Origin of the sequence: Mesorhizobium intechi (genome assembly GCF_002879535.1) — a bacterium.
In the GTDB taxonomy this organism is placed as follows: Bacteria; Pseudomonadota; Alphaproteobacteria; order Rhizobiales; family Rhizobiaceae; genus Mesorhizobium; species Mesorhizobium intechi.
In genome coordinates, this window is the sequence record NZ_PNOT02000300.1 from 1 (window position 1) to 17,705 (window position 17,705).

Genomic DNA, 17,705 nt, shown 5'->3' on the forward strand with positions numbered 1-17,705 from the left:
CTCGTTTTCCATCACGCTCAAATCGGGCAAATATGCCGGGAAGACGATCGGCTCGCTCAAGGCGGCGGGCGACAACAAGTATGCCGGCAGCATCACCGACCCCGCAAACGACAAGACCTATTCGGGCAAGGCGACATTGTCGGGCACCGCGCTCAAGATGAGCGGCTGCGTGCTTGGCGGACTGATCTGCAAGAGCCAAACCTGGCACAAGCTCTGATCGGCCCATTCTTGCTACATCCTGACGGGGCCCGACGGGCCCCGTTTTCGTTTCATCGGCATGTCAAGCCCTGGGGCCCTCGCCCCGCTGCCGATGGCCGCGCCGGCCGATGACGGCGCGCCCAGATCCCATCAATCAATTTGAACGGCAGATGAACGCCGGCATCAGAGCCGGTTCAGGGGCGTTGGGGCATTCTCCGGCGTGTTGAAGGAGACACGACCCAATGCTTGCTCGCCGCTTCACCATCGTCTGCCTGCTGATGAGCCTGTTTGGAATGTTCTTCGCCATCCTCGTCGCCGAAGCGGGCCGTTCGCCCCGCTCCTGGGACGAAGCCACCAGACTATGCCGCCTCGCCTGCCCGACCAACCTTCGCCACTGAAACAAAGAAACCCGGACCTCGAAAAGAAAAGCTCAGAGATCATGAACCGCATCGCCGCCAACACTCTCAAGACACTTCGGCTCCTGCCGAGGGCGGCACTCATCCTGGTGCTTCTGGCCGCTCCGGTCCTGGCGGTGCCAATGATGCGTACCGATACCGGCTCGACGATCGAGGCGCCGGCCCTGAGGAAGTCCGGCGTGGGTTTCGTTCTGCTGGTCAGCCTGCAGCGGGGATAAAGAAAAACCGCGCTTTAAGCGCCTTCGGCCGCGAGCCCCCTCCCAACCGCTCGTCCAAGTCTCTATATTGAGCCATGGAAAAGCGAATCTATCCCCAAGCCATCGAATCTGTCGTCATGCCGGAGCCTTTTGGCCGGCAAAGCTTCGACAGCGCCGAAAAAGCCGTGGCCGCGCTGCAGCTGCTTTACGACCGCAACACCAAGTTCCTGCGCGACGCCTTCGCGGCACTCGCGGCCGCCGGCGGCGACAGCAGCAAGCGCTACCGCGCCTTCTATCCCGAGATCGGCGTCACCACGACTTCGTTCACCCAGGTCGACTCGCGCCAAGCCTACGGCCATATGCCGACACCCGGCCATTTCGCTACAACGATCACCCAGCCGCACCTGTTCGAGAGCTATCTGGTCGAACAGTTGCGCCTGATCATGCGCAACCATGGTGTCTCGGTCATGGTTTCGGAATCGACCACGCCGATCCCGCTGCATTTTGCCTTCCTGGAGGGAACTTACGTCGACGGGGCCGCCGCGGAACGTATCAAGCGGCCGATCCGCGACCTGTTCGACGTGCCGGATCTCGACGGCACCGACGACCAGATCGCCAACGGCACGTTCGAAGTGGCCTTCGGCGAACCAAGGCCGCTGGCGCCGTTCACGGCCCAGCGCATCGACTATTCGCTGCACCGCATGACCCATTATACGGCCACCAGCCCGCAGCATTTCCAGAACTTCGTGCTGTTCACCAACTACCAGTTCTACATCGACGAATTCGTCGCCCGCGCCCGCGATCTGATGGAGAAGGGCGGCGGCGGTTACGCGGAATTCGTCGAGCCTGGTAATGTCGTGACCAGGGCCGGACAGGGTTCGCCCAGCGAAGGCGTCGGGCCGCAACGCCTGCCGCAGATGCCAGCCTATCACCTGAAAAAGGCGAACCATGGCGGCATCACAATGGTCAACATCGGCGTCGGCCCGTCCAACGCCAAGACCATCACCGATCATATCGCCGTGCTGAGGCCGCATGCCTGGGTGATGCTTGGCCACTGCGCCGGGCTGCGCAACACCCAGGCGCTCGGCGACTATGTGCTGGCGCATGCCTATGTGCGCGAAGATCACGTGCTGGACGACGACCTTCCGGTCTGGGTGCCTATCCCGCCGCTGGCGGAAATCCAGGTTGCCCTGCAGGAAGCGGTCGCCGAAGTCACCGGCCTGTCCGGCTACGATCTGAAGCGCATCATGCGCACCGGCACGGTCGCCACCATCGACAACCGCAACTGGGAACTGCGCGACCAGCGTGGACCGGTACAGCGCCTCTCGCAGTCGCGCGCCATCGCGCTCGACATGGAATCGGCGACGATCGCCGCCAATGGCTTCCGCTTCCGCGTCCCCTATGGCACGCTGCTGTGCGTTTCCGACAAACCACTGCATGGCGAGTTGAAGCTGCCTGGCATGGCGACCGAGTTCTACAAGCGCCAGGTGGCGCAGCACCTTACCATCGGCATCAGGGCGATGGAGAAGCTGGCCGGGATGCCTATGGAGCGGCTCCATTCGCGCAAGCTCAGGAGCTTTTCGGAGACGGCGTTCCAATAAGCGGCCGCTGCGCCTGGGCGAGGCATTTCGTCGTCTTGCCCGGGCCGCAATCTGGCCGATAAGCAGATGGAACGGATCGTCAGGCGGCACTCGGCAGACACGACCTCGATGATGACAGGCGCGCGCTTGAAAATGACGGCTGGGTTGGCATTCCTGGCGATGACGGCGCTATCGGCCGCGCTGTTGGCCGGATTCATCGGCACGCTGCATCCTGCTTTCGATTCCTTCTCGCATTTCCGCATTCACTTCAGCGTGCTCATGGCGCTTCTGGCACTGCCGCTGCTTGCCAGCTCGTTTCGGCTGCAAGCGGCAGCGGGGCTGCTGTTTGCCATCGCCTGCCTGGCCACGACGGCAAGCGCCCTGCCTAGGCTCTGGCCACAGCCGGCGGTTGCCAAGCCAGCCGATCGGGCTGTCTACAGCCTGCTTCAGATGAATTTGCGCTTCAACAACCCGACGCCGAAGAAAGTGCTCTCCCTGATCGGCCGCACCAACCCGGACGTAATCACTCTCGATGAGGTGTCGCAGATGTGGACGACCGAGCTTGGTTACATCGCCAGCGCCTATCCCTACCGTATCCTGTGCCCCTACCCGAACGGCATGTTCGGGGTGGCGTTGCTGTCGCGCCGGCCGTTCGTGGCCGGCATGACACCGCGCTGCGAGCCACGCGGCGCGATGGCAACCGCCACCATCGACTTCGGCGGTATCGACGTCGATGTCGCCGCGATCCATTTGAGCTGGCCGTGGCCGAAGGAGCAATACTGGCAGATCGGCGAGCTGGCGCAGACATTGGCTGGGTTGGGCGAGACCGCGATCATGGCCGGCGATTGCAACGCCGTGCCGTGGAGTGCGGCCGTGCGGCGGGTCGCGGCTCTCGGCGGGCTGATCGTTATGCCTTCGGCCGGGCCGACCTGGATCCACCGGACACTGCCCGACGTCCTGCGCCGCTATGCGGGCCTGCCGATCGACCAGGTGTTCAGCAAGGGCGGGTTGACGATCCTGTCTTCGAAGCGGCTGGAGGACACCGGCTCCGACCATCTGCCGGTGCTTGTCGAGTTCACGCTAAGGCCGGACGGCAAGCAGCCTGAGAACGACCACGCCACCGCGCTCGCGGCGAGCGACTTGTCGGTGAAGCCGCAAAGCTGACACGCCAATCGAGCCGGGTTGGCGGCAAGGTCCGGCGATGGCGAGGGGTCCTTGTTCCAAGGCAATTCCGGGGGAAAACCGTTCTGCACTTTTCCTGGAATTGCCCTGGTTCAAGGTGTTCCGGTCAAGGCAGCGATCAGATGCTCGACATGGCCGCCATTGCCGTGTTCGCGCCGATCGAAGGCGTTTTGTTTGGCCTCATATTCGGCGTAGATCGCCTGGATGCGCAGCCGCGCCTCGCGGCGCGTCTTGTAGCAGGACGGGTCGTTGACGACTCGCAGGCCGGTTATCGACCTTTCCGTAGCGCGCATCATCTCCCTGGCGATGCGCCCATGTGTTTCCTCATGGGCGCGAACACCTGCGAAAAACCTGTTCCAACGCCTCTTCAGGGCCGGCGCCGCGGGCGAGGCAAGGCGGGGGAAGGTGTAGGAAAGGTTCAGCGTGCCATTGACCCCTCGCACCCGACAGAAGCCGTTGCCCTGGCCGGCGTCGAGGCCCCAGTCGACGGTATAGGAGGTCGTGGCGATGGCATGGGTCATGAAGCCGTGCCGGGGGCCTCGTCTGTCCATCGCGTCGACGAGGGCGGCGCCCGAGCCTCCCGTGACGTCGTAGGTCCGCGTCTGGACCACTGCCCTGGTGCCCGCCGAGGCCTGAGGCGCGCACAGCGCCCCGATGGCGACGAGGCATGTCAGAACTATGCGGCGCATCGACCTTCTCCCTATCCCCGGAGAAGGGAACCATAGACCGGCGGCCGTTTCAACGGTCTGCTGGCCTGCATGCCCTCGCAGCCGGCCCACCCGCGGTTTTGCCGCCGAGGCCGAAACCGCAGGCCGCGCGACGTCACATGCCCTGGTAGACCGGCCCCTCGCCGCCTTGCGGCGGTATCCAGTTGATGTTCTGGTTCGGATCCTTGATATCGCAAGTCTTGCAGTGGACGCAGTTCTGCGCGTTGATCACGAAGCGGACGTCCTTCGCCGCCGGATCGGCGGCGGCGTTGCCGTCCTTGTCGACCCATTCATAGACGCCGGCCGGGCAATAGCGTGTCGAAGGCCCGGCGAAGACATCGTGCTCGGACCGCTTCTGCAGCTCCATGTCGCCGACCAGCAGATGGACCGGTTCGTTCTCTTCGTGATTGGTGTTGGACAGGAACACCGAGGACAGGCGGTCGAACGTCAGCATGCCGTCGGGCTTCGGATAGGCGATCTTCTTGTGCTGGGCGGCGGGCTCGAGCGTGGCATAGTCGGCCTTGCCGTGCTTCAGCGTGCCGAAGGGCGAGATTCCGAACAGTGTGTTCAGCCACATGTCGAGGCCGCCAAGACCGACACCGACGATGGTGCCGAAGCGCGACCACAGCGGCTTGACGTTGCGAACCTTCTTCAAATCCTTGCCGATATCGGTCGCGCGCCAGGCTTGCTCGTAGGAACTGAGCTCGTCATTGGCACGGCCGGCGCCGATCGCCTCGGCGACATGATCGGCCGCCAGCATGCCCGACAGCACCGCGTTGTGCGAGCCCTTGATGCGCGGCACGTTGACGAAACCGGCAGCGCAACCCATCAGCGCGCCGCCTGGGAAGGACAGTTTCGGCACCGACTGCCAGCCGCCCTCGGTGATGGCGCGCGCGCCATAGCCGATCCGCTTGGCGCCCTCGAACGTGCCCGAGATCGCCGGATGGGTCTTGAAACGCTGGAATTCCTCGAAGGGCGACAGATAGGGGTTCTTGTAGTTGAGGTGGAGGACGAAGCCGATCGCCACCTGGTTGTCCTCGAGATGGTATAGGAAGGAGCCGCCGCCGGTCTTCATGTCGAGCGGCCAGCCGAAGGAATGCTGGACCAGGCCCGGCCGATGGTTCTCCGGCTTGACCTGCCAGAGTTCCTTGAGACCGATGCCGTATTTGCCCGGCTCGCGGCCGTCCGAGAGTTTGTATTTGGCGATCAACTGCTTGGCGAGCGAGCCGCGCGCGCCTTCGCCGATAAGCACATATTTGCCCATCAGCGCCATGCCCGGCGCGAAGCCCGGCCCATGGGTACCGTCCTTCTCGACGCCCATGTCGCCGGTGACGACGCCGGTGACGGCGCCTTCCTCATTGTAGAGAAGGCCGGCGGCGGCAAAGCCCGGATAGATCTCGACGCCGAGCGCCTCGGCCTTGCCAGCCAGCCAGCGGCAGACATTGCCGAGCGAGACGATGTAATTGCCGTGATTGTTCATCAGCGGCGGCATCAATATGTTGGGCAGGCGGAACGAGCCGGCAGGGCCGAGCACCAGGAAATGATCCGCCGTGACCGGCGTCTTGAACGGGTGACCGTCCTCCTCGCGCCAACCGGGCAGCAGCCGGTCGATGCCGATCGGATCGACGACGGCGCCGGAGAGGATATGGGCGCCGACCTCGCCGCCCTTTTCCAGCACGACGACGGAAAGCTCGGGATTGACCTGTTTGAGGCGGATCGCCGCGGCAAGGCCGGCCGGACCGGCGCCGACGATGACCACGTCGAATTCCATGCTTTCGCGTTCGATATCGCTCATCAACCTCTCCGCACTGGCTTGCCGCTGTTGCGTATCTTGCTGGCTCCCGCGCTGCATAGCGCATCAATTGGCGACAGGAAACCGGCGCAGACGTGACAATGCGGTTTTGGCCAAAAAGTCGCGCATCTTGCGGCAGGGCAGCCATTTGCGCGCGGTAAGACCGGCAATGCCTGCGTTTTTTAATTGTTCGGCGGCTTGCTTATCGGCCATACTTCCCGCCATGCGCATTCCTGGGCCAGCGGGCTTTTCTTCGACGCGCTTTCTTTTCCCGACCGGCCGGGCCTGCCGGGCGATTCTTCTGACCTTGCTGATGGCGGCACCGGATTACTCCGCCGCGGACGAAGTGAAGGTCTGGGCGACAGGCGCCTACTCCTTCTCCGACGAGCTCGGCGGCTTCCGCATCACCGGAGCCTCCGGCATCGGAACCAAGGACGATCCGCTGGTCATCACCGAAGAGCTGAATTCGGCAACACCGGTGACGCTGACCATCCGTACGACAAGGCCGATCCAGACATTCGGCAAGGCGGGCGAGTTCGCCAATGGCATCATGTATATGCGCATCAATGCGCTCAACAATAGCGGCCAGGCCTGGATCGAATTCCAGTTCGAGCTCCAGGAGATATTGGATCAGCCGAGCGTGTTTGGAGACGGGCTTTCCTTCGACCAACGCAACAAGACGCCGGACAATATCTGGTCGAGCAATTTCGCCGATTTCGACCGGGAGTTCGAGCCTTATGACCGGCTGCTGTTCAAGAACGGCAAGGTCGACCCGCTGAAGACCGTCAGCTTCGAATTCCTGATGACCGACTACACGCCGCGATGGACCTTCTATCTGGTGCAGGATCCGCGCATCCCGACCGGATAGGGCAACCGGCCGGTCTTGCAAATTGCAGTCATGCGGACGAATGTGCGCGCCATGACTGCCGCGTCCCCCAACAGCCCGACCGATATTGCCGACATCCTGGCCTTCTATGCCAGCGCGGGCGTCGATGAGGCGCTGGAAGACGTCCCGGTAAATCGCTTCGCCGAGGCGGCGCCGAGACCTGTCGAGCGTGCAACGGCGCCGGTGGCGCCAGCTCGCGAAGAGAAGGCGCCGGAGCGGCCAGCGGCCCCGCCCGGACTGGATGCAAGCAAGGTACCGGATGCGCCTCCGGCGCGTTCATCGGTCGCCGCGGTGCCAGACGAAGCTCAGGCGGCGCTTGCGCGCCAGTTGGCTGCAACGGCAACGACCCTGGACGAGCTGCGCCAGCGCATGGCCGCCTTCGACGGCTGCAATCTCAAGGCCACGGCCAAGAACCTGGTCTTCGCCGACGGAAACCCGAACGCCGCGGTGATGCTGGTGGGCGAAGCGCCGGGCCGCGACGAGGACATTGAAGGGCTGCCCTTCGTCGGCCGCTCGGGCCGGCTGCTCGACCGCATGCTGGCCGCGATCGGGCTCGACCGCACGTCGGTGTACATCGCCAACGTCATCCCGTGGCGGCCGCCGGGCAACCGCACGCCGACGCCGCACGAGACCGAGATCTGCCGGCCGTTCATCGAGCGGCAGATCGAACTGGTCAACCCCAAGGTGCTGGTCAATCTCGGCGGCCCGTCGGCCAAGACCTTGCTCAACACCTCGGAAGGCATTTTGCGGCTGCGGGGCAACTGGCGCGTCCACACCACGGCCTCCGGCATCGCCATCCCGGCCATGCCGACGCTGCATCCGGCTTATCTCCTGCGAACGCCCGCGCACAAGAAGCTGGCATGGCGGGATTTTCTCGAGGTGAAGGCGAAGCTGCGGGCACTGTCGTAGGCCGCCATAACCTCGCAGGTAATTGAAATGCCGCCCCTGTCAGCCTACCATCCTGCCATGACATCAGCCCAAACCTCCGCCGGCAGTTTGATCCGCGAATGGCGCACGCGCCGCCGCATGAGCCAGCTCGACCTCGCCATGGAGGCCGAAATCTCGCAGCGGCATCTGAGCTTTGTCGAAAGCGGGCGCGCCGCGCCCTCGCGCGACATGGTGCTGCATCTGGCGGAGCAGCTTTCGATCCCGCTGAGGCAGCGCAACCAGCTGCTGCTCGCTGCCGGCTTTGCGCCGAGCTTCAGCGAACGGCCGCTCAGCGACACGACGCTGGCACCGGCGATGGCGGCGGTGGAGATCGTGCTCAAGGGACATGAGCCCTTCCCCGCGCTGGCCGTGGACCGGCATTGGAACCTGGTTTCGGCGAATGCCGCGATTGCTCCCTTCCTCGCCGATGTCAGCGAGGCTTCGCTGCTGGTGCCACCGGTCAACGTGCTTCGCCTTTCCCTGCATCCCGGCGGCATCGCACCGCGCATCGTCAATCTCGCGGAATGGCGCACGCACCTGCTTGAGCGTCTCAAGCACCAGAACGATGCCGGCGGCGATCCGATTCTGGTGGAACTGGAGCGCGAGTTGCGCGCCTATCCCTCCGGGCTGAAGGGCAGCAGGCCAACGCCCGTCGAGCCAAACGCCATCGTGCATCCGCTGCGCCTCGCGCATGGCGATCAGGTGCTGTCGTTCATCAGCACCATCACCGTGTTCGGCACGCCGCTCGACGTGACCTTGTCGGAACTGGCGATCGAGTCCTTCTTCCCCGCAGACGAGCTGACACGCGCGGTACTGGTGCGGCTGGCGAAGGAGCGGTCGGACCGGTCCTGATCACCCCTGCGGCAGCGCCACCTTGCGCGTTCGCGCGCGCTCCAGGCCCAGTTGCCGCTCGCGCCAGATGATGAAGATGCCCGCGGCCACCACGATCGCGCCGCCAATCAGCGTGTTGAGCGAGGTCACGTTGCCGAAAATGAAATAGCCGACGACAACGCCGAGGATCATGGACGTGTATTCGAACGGCGCCACCACCGAAGCCTCGGCATGGCGATAGGCCGAGGTCATCAGGATCTGGCCGAGGCCGCCGCAGAAGCCGGCCATGACGAGCAGCGCGGCTTGCGCCGGCGTCAGGGCTTGCCAGCCGAAAGGCAGCGTCAGCAGCGAGAGCACGCTGGCGGTCGACGAGAACCATAGGACGATGGTCGCCGTCTTCTCCGTCTGCACGAGATTGCGCACGAGCAGCATGGCGACCGCCGAGATCGCCGCGGCCACCAACGCGGCCATGACGCCCAGGACCTCCTGGTCGTCGAGCCCTTCATCCGAGTTGAGCAGCGTCAGCTCTGGCCAGGAAATGATGAGCACGCCGACAAGGCCAACGGCGACCGCGCTCCAACGATAGACGCGGATCGACTCGCCAAGGAAGACCGAGGAGAACACCACGACCAGCAGCGGCTGCGCGTAGTTCAGGGTGATCGCCTCCGGCAGGGGGAGCCTGGTGAGCGCGAAGAAGCCCAGCCCCATGGCGCCAACGCCGACGACGCCGCGCGCGACGTGGTTGAAAGGGCGTTTGGTGACGAATGCCGTCGGCAGCTGTCCCTTGACCGCAAGGAAGGCGATGATCGGGAAGATGGCGAAGAAGGAGCGGAAGAAGACGATCTGCCCGGCCGGCACGTCGCCGGCCGCCTTGATACAGGTTTGCATGCCGACAAAGACCGCGACGGACACGATCTTCAGGGCGATGCCCCTTAGCGTGCCGTGGCCTCCCGTCGTTCCTGGTTCCGCCCCCGATGTCACGTCGGCGATGCGCCCCTGATCGCGGCCCAGATGCGCGGCGGCGTCGCCGGCATCTCGATATGCCTGATGCCGTAGGCGCGCCACAGCGCATCGGTAACGGCATTGAGCGCCGCCGGTGTCGAGCCGATCGTGCCGGCCTCGCCCGCGCCCTTGATGCCCAGCGCATTGGTGGTCGAAGGCACGTTGCGGGTCTCGAAATGGAAGAACGGAAAATTGTCGGCGCGAGGCATGGCGTAGTCCATGAAGCTCGCCGTCAGGAGCTGCCCATCCTCGCCATGGATGGTGTTCTCGATCAACGCCTGGCCGATGCCTTGCACGACGCCGCCATGGACCTGGCCGGCGAGCAGGATCGGATTAACTGTGACGCCGAAATCGTCGACGATGGTGTAGCGAACGATCTCGGTCGCGCCGGTGTCGGGATCGATCTCGACCTCGCAAATGTGGGTGCCGTTGGGATAGGTGCACTCGTCCTGCACGAATTCGCCGAACCCCTTGAGGTCATCCGGCCTCTTCGCGGCCTTGGCGATGCTCGAGAAATCGATGCTCCGGTCGGTGCCAACGATACGCGCAACGCCATCGGACAGTTCGATATCGCCAGCCGAGGCCTCAAGCTCGTCGGCGGCGATGCGCTTGATCTTGTTGGCCAGATCCTCGCCCGCCCGGGAGGCTGATACACCTCCCAGCGGAATGGAGCGCGAGCCGCCGGTGCCGCCGCCCGCCTTCAATTCGTCGGTGTCGCCCTGGCGGACATGGATCTTGTCGATGTCGAGATCGAGTTTCTCCGACAGAAACTGCGCATAGGCTGTGGCATGCCCCTGGCCGTTGGTCTGGGTGCCGATCTTCAGCGTCACCGTGCCGTCGCCATTGAGCTCGACAAAGGCCGGTTCGGAGCCCGGAAAGGCGCAGGCCTCGATATAGGTTGCCATGCCGATGCCGCGGATCTTGCCACCGGCCCTGGACTGTTCCAGCCGCTCCGGAAACGCCTTCCACTGCGACCCTTCGATGGCGCGGTCCATATGCCCTTCGAATTCGCCATTGTCGTAGAGCCGGCCTGTCTGCGTGCGATACGGAAACTGCTCGGGCCGGATGAAATTGCGGCGGCGGATCTCTTCGACAGGCAGGCCAAGATCATGCGCGCAGGCATCGACCAGTTTTTCCAACAGGAACGCAGCCTCGGGTCGCCCGGCGCCGCGATAGGCATCGACCGGGCAAGTGTTGGTATAGAGGCCGGTCACCGAGACATCGAGCGCCCTGATATCATAGACGCCGGTCGACATGGTGACGCCGATATAGGGGATGAAAGGGCCATATTGCGAGACATAGGCGCCGATATTGGCAAGCAGATCGACCCGCATGCCAAGGAAGCGGCCATCCTTGTCGAGCGCCATCTCGGCCGCCACCGCATTGTCGCGGCCTTGGGCGTCGGTGAGGAAATGTTCCGTGCGTTCGCCGGCCCATTTCACCGGACGGCCGAGCCGCTTCGCCGCCTCGAGCACCAGCGGGTATTCGCGGTAGACGAAGCTCTTCGGCCCGAAACCGCCACCGACATCGGGCGTGATGACGCGCAGCTGCTCCTTCTTGATCTTGAACACGCTGGCCAGGATGTACTGCATGGAATGCACGCCCTGCGACCCGGTGGTCAGGACGAAGCGGTTTTCCCCGACATTCCATTCGCCGATCGCGGAGCGCGGCTCCATGTAGTTGCAGACCAGCCGATTGTTGACGAATTCGATGCGCGTGACGTGAGCGGCCCCAGCGAAAGCCGCGTCCGTCTTGTTCTTGTCGCCGATGTGATAGGTGAAGGCGCGGTTGGAGCCGAGTTCCGGCCAAACCAGAGGCGTGCCCTCGGCAAGCGCCGTCGCAGTGCCGCAGGCAGCGTCCTCGCCGTCATAATCGACCTCGATCAGTTCGGCGGCATCCTGCGCCAAGGCACGGCTGTCGGCCACGACAAAGGCAACCGCATCGCCGACATAGTTGACGCGGTCCCGGCACAGGATCGGAATGTCGCGCGTCGGCGCCTTGGTGCCGTCCGGCTGTGCCTGCATGACGCCCGACTTGAGATCTCGCAGATGGGTGAGATCCTTGCCGGTCAGCACCAGGTGGACGCCAGGTGCCGCCTTCGCCGCCTCGGTCGAGCCGATGATGAAGCTCGCCTTGGCGATCGGCGAACGCAAGACATAGCCGTGCAGGACCCCGTCTGGCTTGATATCGTCGGTGTAGCGGCCCTGGCCCTGGATGAAGGCGGTATCCTCGCGCCGCGGCACGGAAGCGCCCATGCCGAATTTCGGTGTGACGACGGTCATGGCTGCCTCGCGGGGATGTGGAGAACGAATGCCTGAAATAGGCATCGGCCGAGTTTTGTCGAGGGACCATTTCGTGTAAAGAGCGCGCACTTCAAATTTCTTGGACCAGCGGGAACTCCGCGTCCAACGCAATCGACAGGAAAAACAACGGAATGCGCACGGACACCGGCCAGGTCTTCAAGCTTGAAGACTATCGCCCCAACGATTATCTCATTCCGCAGACCAACCTCACCTTCCGCCTTTCACCAGAGGCCACGGTCGTCACCGCGACACTGACGGTCCAACGCCGCGACGGCGTAGCCGCGGCGGCGCCATTGGTGCTCGACGGCGACGGGCTGACGCTCAAGCGCGTCAAGATCGACGGCAAGAAGGCAAAACCGGCGGACTTGCTGGTGACACCTGACCAGCTCACCATTCTCAAGCCACCCGCCCGCCGCTTCCAACTGCTGATCGAGACCGAACTGGCCCCGGCGGGCAACGAAGCCCTGATGGGTCTCTATCGCTCGAGCAATGTCTATTGCACCCAATGCGAGGCCGAGGGCTTCCGCCGCATCACCTATTTCCTCGATCGCCCCGACATCCTGTCCGTCTACACCGTGCGGATCGAGGCGCTGCGCGAAGAGGCGCCGCTGCTCCTGTCCAATGGCAATCCGGGAGACAAGGGCGATATGGGGGACGGCTGGCACTATGCCGTCTGGCATGACCCCTTCCCCAAGCCATCCTACCTGTTCGCGCTGGTGGCCGGCAATCTCGGCGAGGTCGCCGACAGTTTCGTCACAATGTCCGGCCGCAAGGTCGAACTCGGCATCTATGTCGAGCGCGGCAAGGAGAAGCTGGCCGGCTACGCGATGGATGCGCTGAAGCGGTCGATGCGATGGGACGAGGAGGCGTTTGGCCGCGAATACGACCTCGACGTCTTCAACATCGTCGCCGTATCCGACTTCAACATGGGCGCGATGGAGAACAAGGGCCTCAACATCTTCAACGACAAATATGTGCTGGCCGACGAGGAGACGGCGACGGACGCCGATTTCGCCAATATCGAGGCGATCATCGCGCATGAGTATTTCCACAATTGGACAGGCAACAGAATCACTTGCCGCGACTGGTTCCAGCTTTGCCTGAAGGAAGGCCTGACGGTCTTCCGCGACCATGAATTCTCCGCCGACCAGCGCTCGCGCGCCGTCAAGCGCATCGCCGAGGTGCGCACGCTGCGCGCCCACCAGTTTCCCGAGGACCAGGGTCCGCTGGCACATCCAGTGCGGCCGCGCCGCTATCGCGAGATCAACAATTTCTACACGGCGACGGTCTACGAAAAGGGTTCCGAAGTGGTGCGCATGATCCGCACCATCCTGGGGGCAGATGCCTTCCGCGGCGGCATGGACCTGTATTTCGAGCGGCATGACGGCGAAGCGGCGACCATCGAGGATTTTATCAAGGTGTTCGAGGATGCCTCCGGCCGCGACCTGTCGCAGTTCGCGCTCTGGTATCATCAGGCGGGCACGCCCAATCTGACGGTCAGTTCGACGCACAATGCGGCCGCGCAGGAATTCACGCTCGAAATCGAGCAGTCGGTGCCGCCGACGCCTTCCGAAAGCCGCAAGCGGCTGATGCATATTCCGCTCGCCTTCGGGCTGATCGGCGCCGGCGGCAAGCCTGTCGCGTTTAGCAGCGTCGAGGGCGCCAGCGTCGAGAACGGCGTCATCCATCTCCGCAAGCGCCGCCACATGGTGCGCTTCTCGGGTGTTACCGAACGTCCGGCAGTGTCGCTCAACCGAGGCTTTTCGGCGCCGGTGACGTTATCGGTCGAGCAGAGGGCCGACGACCAGTTCTTCCTTGCCCGCCATGACAGCGATGCCTTCTCGCGTTGGCAAGCCTTCAACACGCTGCTCACCGATGCGCTGATCGCTGCCTTCCGGGAGTTCCTTGGCGGCAAGCAGCCCGTCTTCGCGACGCGTCTGACCGAGCTCGCCGGCAGCATTGCCGGCGATGAGACGCTGGAGCCCGCCTACCGGGCCTTGGCGCTGTCACTGCCGGGCGATGCCGACATCGCCCGCGAGATCGGCAAGAATATCGACCCTGACGCCATCCACGCGGGCCGGCAGGCCCTTGCGCTGGCGATCGCCACGGCCAATGCCGAGGCCTTTTCCGGCCTCTACCACAGGCTTGCCAACGAGGCCGCCTTCAGCCCCGACGCGGCCAGCGCAGGACGACGCGCCCTGCGCAACACTTTGCTGGACTATCTCTCGCTGCTGCCAGGCGGAGCGGCGTTGGCGGCCAAGCATTTCCAGTCCGCGACCAATATGACCGACCGCGCGGCCGCCCTCGCCGTGCTCGCGCATCGCCACCATGCTTCGCCGGAGGCAAACAAGGCGCTGGCGGCTTTCGAAAAAACCTATTCGTCCGACCCGCTGGTCATGGACAAATGGTTCCAGATCCAGGCCAGCGTGCCGGGGCCGCAGACGGTGGAGACGGTGCGGGCTCTAACCCGCCATCCGGCCTTCTCGATGGCCAATCCGAACCGGGTGCGTTCGCTGATCGGCACATTCTCCAGCGCCAACCAGACCGGCTTCCATCGTGCCGACGGCGATGGCTACCGGTTCTTCGCGCAAACGGTGCTCGAAGTCGAGAAGCGCAATCCGCAAGTGGCGGCGAGGCTGGCGACGGCACTGCGATCGTGGCGTTCGCTCGAACCCGGCCGGCAGGCCAAGGCCAGGGAGGCGCTGCTTTCGATTGCCAATGCCGAAAACCTATCGGCGGACCTGCGCGATATTGTCGAGCGGACGCTGGCCTAGGCGTGCCCCTCGTGTGGGAGAAGGTATAGCCGCCGCACTCCAGAAGCGCATTATTTTAGTCGATTTTTAATCTTTTTTCGCCGGGCCACTGGACAAGGCGAATCACGTTTGATTCTTTACTGACGATTCGGAAGTGCGGCGTTTGCCGGATCACAAAGCAGCACAGGCAAAATCGGGGAGTGCCATTTATGGCAAAGGCGGACGCGTGGGGCGCGCCCGGTGGGATGGTTTTTGCGCGTCGCGAGGCGCGCGGCGACGGCCTTGCCGGGAATACGCGGCTCATTGCCGAACCGGCCTACAAGCGGCTTCTGGCCGCCGAACCACTGCTGCGCCGGTCGATACCGGCCCTCATCATCATCTTCCTGCTCGTCATCGCGGCGCTGCGCGTGCTGTCGCTGATGAATGAGCGCGACGATGTCGAGCGCGACGCCAAGGCGATCCTGACGCTGGCGGCGGGTCAGCTGGCCAGTTCGCTGGCCACCACATCGGATACCGTACCCGGCGCTGTCCAGGACCTGCTGGAGACCACCAGCCGCCAGGGCGCGATGGGCCGCAGCCATGTGCTCGTCATCACCGACAGCGCCTTCAGGATCACCGCGGTGACGCCGCGCTCGATGCCTTGGCAAGGCCATTCGCTCGACGGCCTCGTCCAGGGCGGCCAGCCGCTGTTCATGTTCGGCGACCGCGCCGGCGTCATGGAGGTCAATATCGGCGGCCGGGACTGGTATGCCGCGGTCAGCGTGGCCAAGGATCGGAAGGGAGCGGCAGCGGCGCTGGTGCCGCAAGAGGCGGTCTTCGACACGTGGCGCAAGACCGTCTCGCTCAACGTCACCCTGTTCGTGCTGACGGCCGGCGTGCTGATCATCATCCTCTACGCCTATTTCGGACAGGCGGCGCGCGCCCAGGCCGCCGACCGCATCTACCTCGAAGCCCATCAGCGCATCGACATGGCGCTGGTGCGGGGCCGCTGCGGTCTGTGGGACTGGGACATGGTGCGCGGCAAGATGTTCTGGTCGCGTTCCATGTACGACATGCTGGGCTACGAGCCCTGCGATACGATGCTGTCCTTCGGCGAGGTCGACGAGATCATCCATCCCGAAGACGGCGACCTGTTCGAGCTCGCCAACAGAATTGTCGCCCGCGAAATCGACCACATCGACCAGGTGTTCCGGATGCGGCATGCCGACGGCCAATGGGTATGGATGCGTGCTCGCGCGCAGGTCATGGATCCGGAGGCGCCGGAAATCCAGCTGATCGGCATCGCCGTCGACGTCACCGAGCAGCGCCATCTGGCGCTGCGGTCGGAGGCAGCCGACCTTCGCCTCAGGACGGCAATCGAGAACATCAACGAATCCTTCGTGCTGTGGGATTCGGCGCAGCGGCTGATCATGTGCAACTCAAAATACCAGCAGGACAACGGGCTGTCGGATCGCGACGTGATGCCGGGCATGACACGCGCGTCGCTGGAAGGGCGGATGCTGGCCTTCGCGTCCGAACGCCGGCTTGCCAACACCAATGGTCCGCAAGGTGGCGCGACTTTCGAGCGGCAGCTGTCCGACGGCCGCTGGTTGCAGGTCAATGAACTCAAGACCAGGGATGGTGGCATCGTCTCGGTCGGCTCCGACATCACCCAGATCAAGCTGCATCAGGAGAAGCTGGTCGACAGCGAGCGGCGGCTGATGGCGACGATCCACGATCTCAGCCTCGCGCGGCGGGCCGAAGAGGAACGGTCACGCGAACTGGTCGATCTCAATCGCAAATACATGAAGGAAACCGAGCGCGCCGAGGCGGCGAACCGGGCCAAGTCCGAATTCCTGGCCAACATGTCGCACGAGTTGCGCACGCCGCTGAACGCCATCATCGGCTTCTCCGAGCTCATGGAACAGGGGCTCTTCGGCCCGCTGGGATCGTCGCGCTACGAGGAGTACGCCACCGATATCAACAGCAGCGGCAAATACCTGCTCGGCGTCATCAACGATATTCTCGACATGTCCAAGATAGAGGCCGGCCAGTTCTCGCTGGACCGGGAGCAGATCGACCTGGGTCCGCTGATCAGCGAGACGGTGCGCGTCGTCTCGCTGCAGGCCGCGCAAAAAGCGATCACCGTGGAAACCCGTATCGCCGACGCGCTGAGTTTGTTCGCCGATCGCCGCGCCATCAAGCAGATCGTCATCAACCTCCTGTCCAATGCGGTGAAGTTTACCGGCCAGGGCGGCCATATATCGGTCAGAGCCCGCAACACGTCCGGCGCACTGGTGCTGACCATCGAGGACAATGGCTGCGGCATCCCGAAGGAGGCGCTCGGCAAGCTCGGCCGGCCCTTCGAACAGGTGCAGAACCAGTTCTCCAAGAACCATGCCGGATCAGGCCTCGGCCTTGCCATCTCACGCTCTCTGGCCGAGCTCCAAGGCGGCGCGCTGAAGATCCGTTCGACCGAAGGTGTCGGCACGATCGTGTCGGTGCGCATTCCGGTGAAGAGGGCGCCGCCGGCGGTCAAGGCCGCCGCTTGAGCGGCAGGCTCCGGGCGATATCGCCGGAGCCTGGATCAAACAATCTTATTGGACGCTGTCGTCATCATCCGATTGGCGGTGATGGCCAAAGCGATGGCCCTTCGGCAGTTCGCTCTTCTCGATCTTGCCGTCATTGTTCCTGTCGAGCATGGCGAACACCTTCTTCTCACGACCGGTGATGTCATCGGCTCTTAGCGTGCCGTCGCCCTTGGTGTCGTAGCGGGCGATGATGCGCCTGGCCATCCGCTCGAAGCGCGCCTTCTCCAGTGCGTCGGCGAGTTGGGCGACGGTCAGCTTGCCGCCATTGTCGGCAACGAGCTTCTTCAGCCGCGGGTTCATGGCGTCGGAAAACTGGTCGAAGGTGATGGTGCCGTCTGACGCGGTCATCGCCTTGTCGAGG

General features: G+C 64.0%; 16 protein-coding genes. 10 read left to right on the forward strand and 6 right to left on the reverse strand.

Translation table 11 applies throughout. The features are described 5' to 3' along the window. The 5 genes from C1D09_RS25725 to C1D09_RS25740 form a co-directional block, all read left to right on the forward strand. A partial coding sequence (locus tag C1D09_RS25725) for a DUF2147 domain-containing protein (RefSeq protein WP_143976884.1) occupies nt 1–217 on the forward strand: 217 nt, incomplete at its 5' end. A gap of 223 nt (nt 218–440) precedes the next feature. Continuing rightward, complete coding sequence (locus tag C1D09_RS33300) at nt 441–596, forward strand: hypothetical protein (protein ID WP_167514750.1); 156 nt, start codon at nt 441–443, stop codon at nt 594–596. A gap of 41 nt (nt 597–637) precedes the next feature. Next, a complete protein-coding gene (locus tag C1D09_RS25730) occupies nt 638–832 on the forward strand; it encodes a hypothetical protein (RefSeq protein WP_143976885.1) in 195 nt (64 codons plus the stop codon). A gap of 116 nt (nt 833–948) precedes the next feature. Further along, the gene (locus C1D09_RS25735) at nt 949–2,412 is read left to right on the forward strand and encodes an AMP nucleosidase (protein ID WP_246135876.1); all 1,464 of its coding nucleotides are present in this window, start codon (nt 949–951) and stop codon (nt 2,410–2,412) included. 132 nt (nt 2,413–2,544) lie between these two features. Next, nucleotides 2,545–3,555, forward strand: a complete 1,011-nt coding sequence (locus C1D09_RS25740; RefSeq protein ID WP_246135877.1) for an endonuclease/exonuclease/phosphatase family protein — start codon at nt 2,545–2,547, stop codon at nt 3,553–3,555. Between the two features lie 110 nt (nt 3,556–3,665). On the opposite strand, the gene C1D09_RS25745 is transcribed toward C1D09_RS25740, so the two are convergent. The 3 genes from C1D09_RS25745 to C1D09_RS33305 form a co-directional block, all read right to left on the reverse strand. Then, nucleotides 3,666–4,262, reverse strand: a complete 597-nt coding sequence (locus C1D09_RS25745) for a DUF922 domain-containing Zn-dependent protease (RefSeq protein WP_143976888.1) — start codon at nt 4,260–4,262, stop codon at nt 3,666–3,668. Between the two features lie 133 nt (nt 4,263–4,395). After that, complete coding sequence (locus C1D09_RS25750; RefSeq protein ID WP_143976889.1) at nt 4,396–6,075, reverse strand: electron transfer flavoprotein-ubiquinone oxidoreductase; 1,680 nt, start codon at nt 6,073–6,075, stop codon at nt 4,396–4,398. Nucleotides 6,076–6,138: 63 nt separating this feature from the next. Further along, nucleotides 6,139–6,285 carry a hypothetical protein gene (locus C1D09_RS33305; RefSeq protein ID WP_167514751.1) on the reverse strand — a complete coding sequence of 49 codons (147 nt, stop codon included), beginning with the start codon at nt 6,283–6,285 and terminating at the stop codon, nt 6,139–6,141. Nucleotides 6,286–6,295: 10 nt separating this feature from the next. On the opposite strand from C1D09_RS33305, the gene C1D09_RS25755 reads away from it, so the two are divergent. The 3 genes from C1D09_RS25755 to C1D09_RS25765 are packed head-to-tail and all read left to right on the forward strand — an operon-like array spanning nt 6,296 to nt 8,737. Then, entirely contained in the window at nt 6,296–6,940 is a 645-nt protein-coding gene (locus tag C1D09_RS25755) for a hypothetical protein (protein WP_143976890.1), read from the forward strand. A gap of 51 nt (nt 6,941–6,991) precedes the next feature. Then, entirely contained in the window at nt 6,992–7,867 is an 876-nt protein-coding gene (locus C1D09_RS25760) for a uracil-DNA glycosylase (protein WP_167514752.1), read from the forward strand. A gap of 57 nt (nt 7,868–7,924) precedes the next feature. Next, nucleotides 7,925–8,737: a helix-turn-helix domain-containing protein gene (locus tag C1D09_RS25765; protein WP_143976891.1), complete on the forward strand. Its 813-nt coding sequence runs from the start codon at nt 7,925–7,927 to the stop codon at nt 8,735–8,737. Here the strand turns inward: C1D09_RS25765 and C1D09_RS25770 are convergent, their stop codons facing one another. Both C1D09_RS25770 and C1D09_RS25775 read right to left on the reverse strand, forming a co-directional pair. Then, nucleotides 8,738–9,697, reverse strand: coding sequence for a DMT family transporter (locus tag C1D09_RS25770; protein WP_143976892.1), 960 nt, complete (start codon nt 9,695–9,697; stop codon nt 8,738–8,740). Next, on the reverse strand, nt 9,694–12,000 hold the full coding sequence (locus C1D09_RS25775) for a xanthine dehydrogenase family protein molybdopterin-binding subunit (RefSeq protein WP_143976893.1): 2,307 nt from the start codon (nt 11,998–12,000) through the stop codon (nt 9,694–9,696). The genes C1D09_RS25770 and C1D09_RS25775 overlap by 4 nt, the downstream gene beginning before the upstream one ends. A 152-nt stretch (nt 12,001–12,152) precedes the next feature. Here C1D09_RS25775 and pepN point away from each other — a divergent pair, with 152 nt between their 5' ends. Both pepN and C1D09_RS25785 read left to right on the forward strand, forming a co-directional pair. Next, nucleotides 12,153–14,795 (forward strand): aminopeptidase N, encoded by a 2,643-nt coding sequence (gene pepN / locus C1D09_RS25780; protein WP_143976894.1) that lies wholly within the window; start codon nt 12,153–12,155, stop codon nt 14,793–14,795. 188 nt (nt 14,796–14,983) lie between these two features. Next, nucleotides 14,984–17,305 (forward strand): PAS domain-containing sensor histidine kinase, encoded by a 2,322-nt coding sequence (locus C1D09_RS25785; protein WP_143976895.1) that lies wholly within the window; start codon nt 14,984–14,986, stop codon nt 17,303–17,305. A gap of 45 nt (nt 17,306–17,350) precedes the next feature. On the opposite strand, the gene C1D09_RS25790 is transcribed toward C1D09_RS25785, so the two are convergent. Further along, nucleotides 17,351–17,705: EF-hand domain-containing protein (locus C1D09_RS25790; RefSeq protein WP_143976896.1), on the reverse strand; the 355-nt coding region annotated here is incomplete at its 5' end.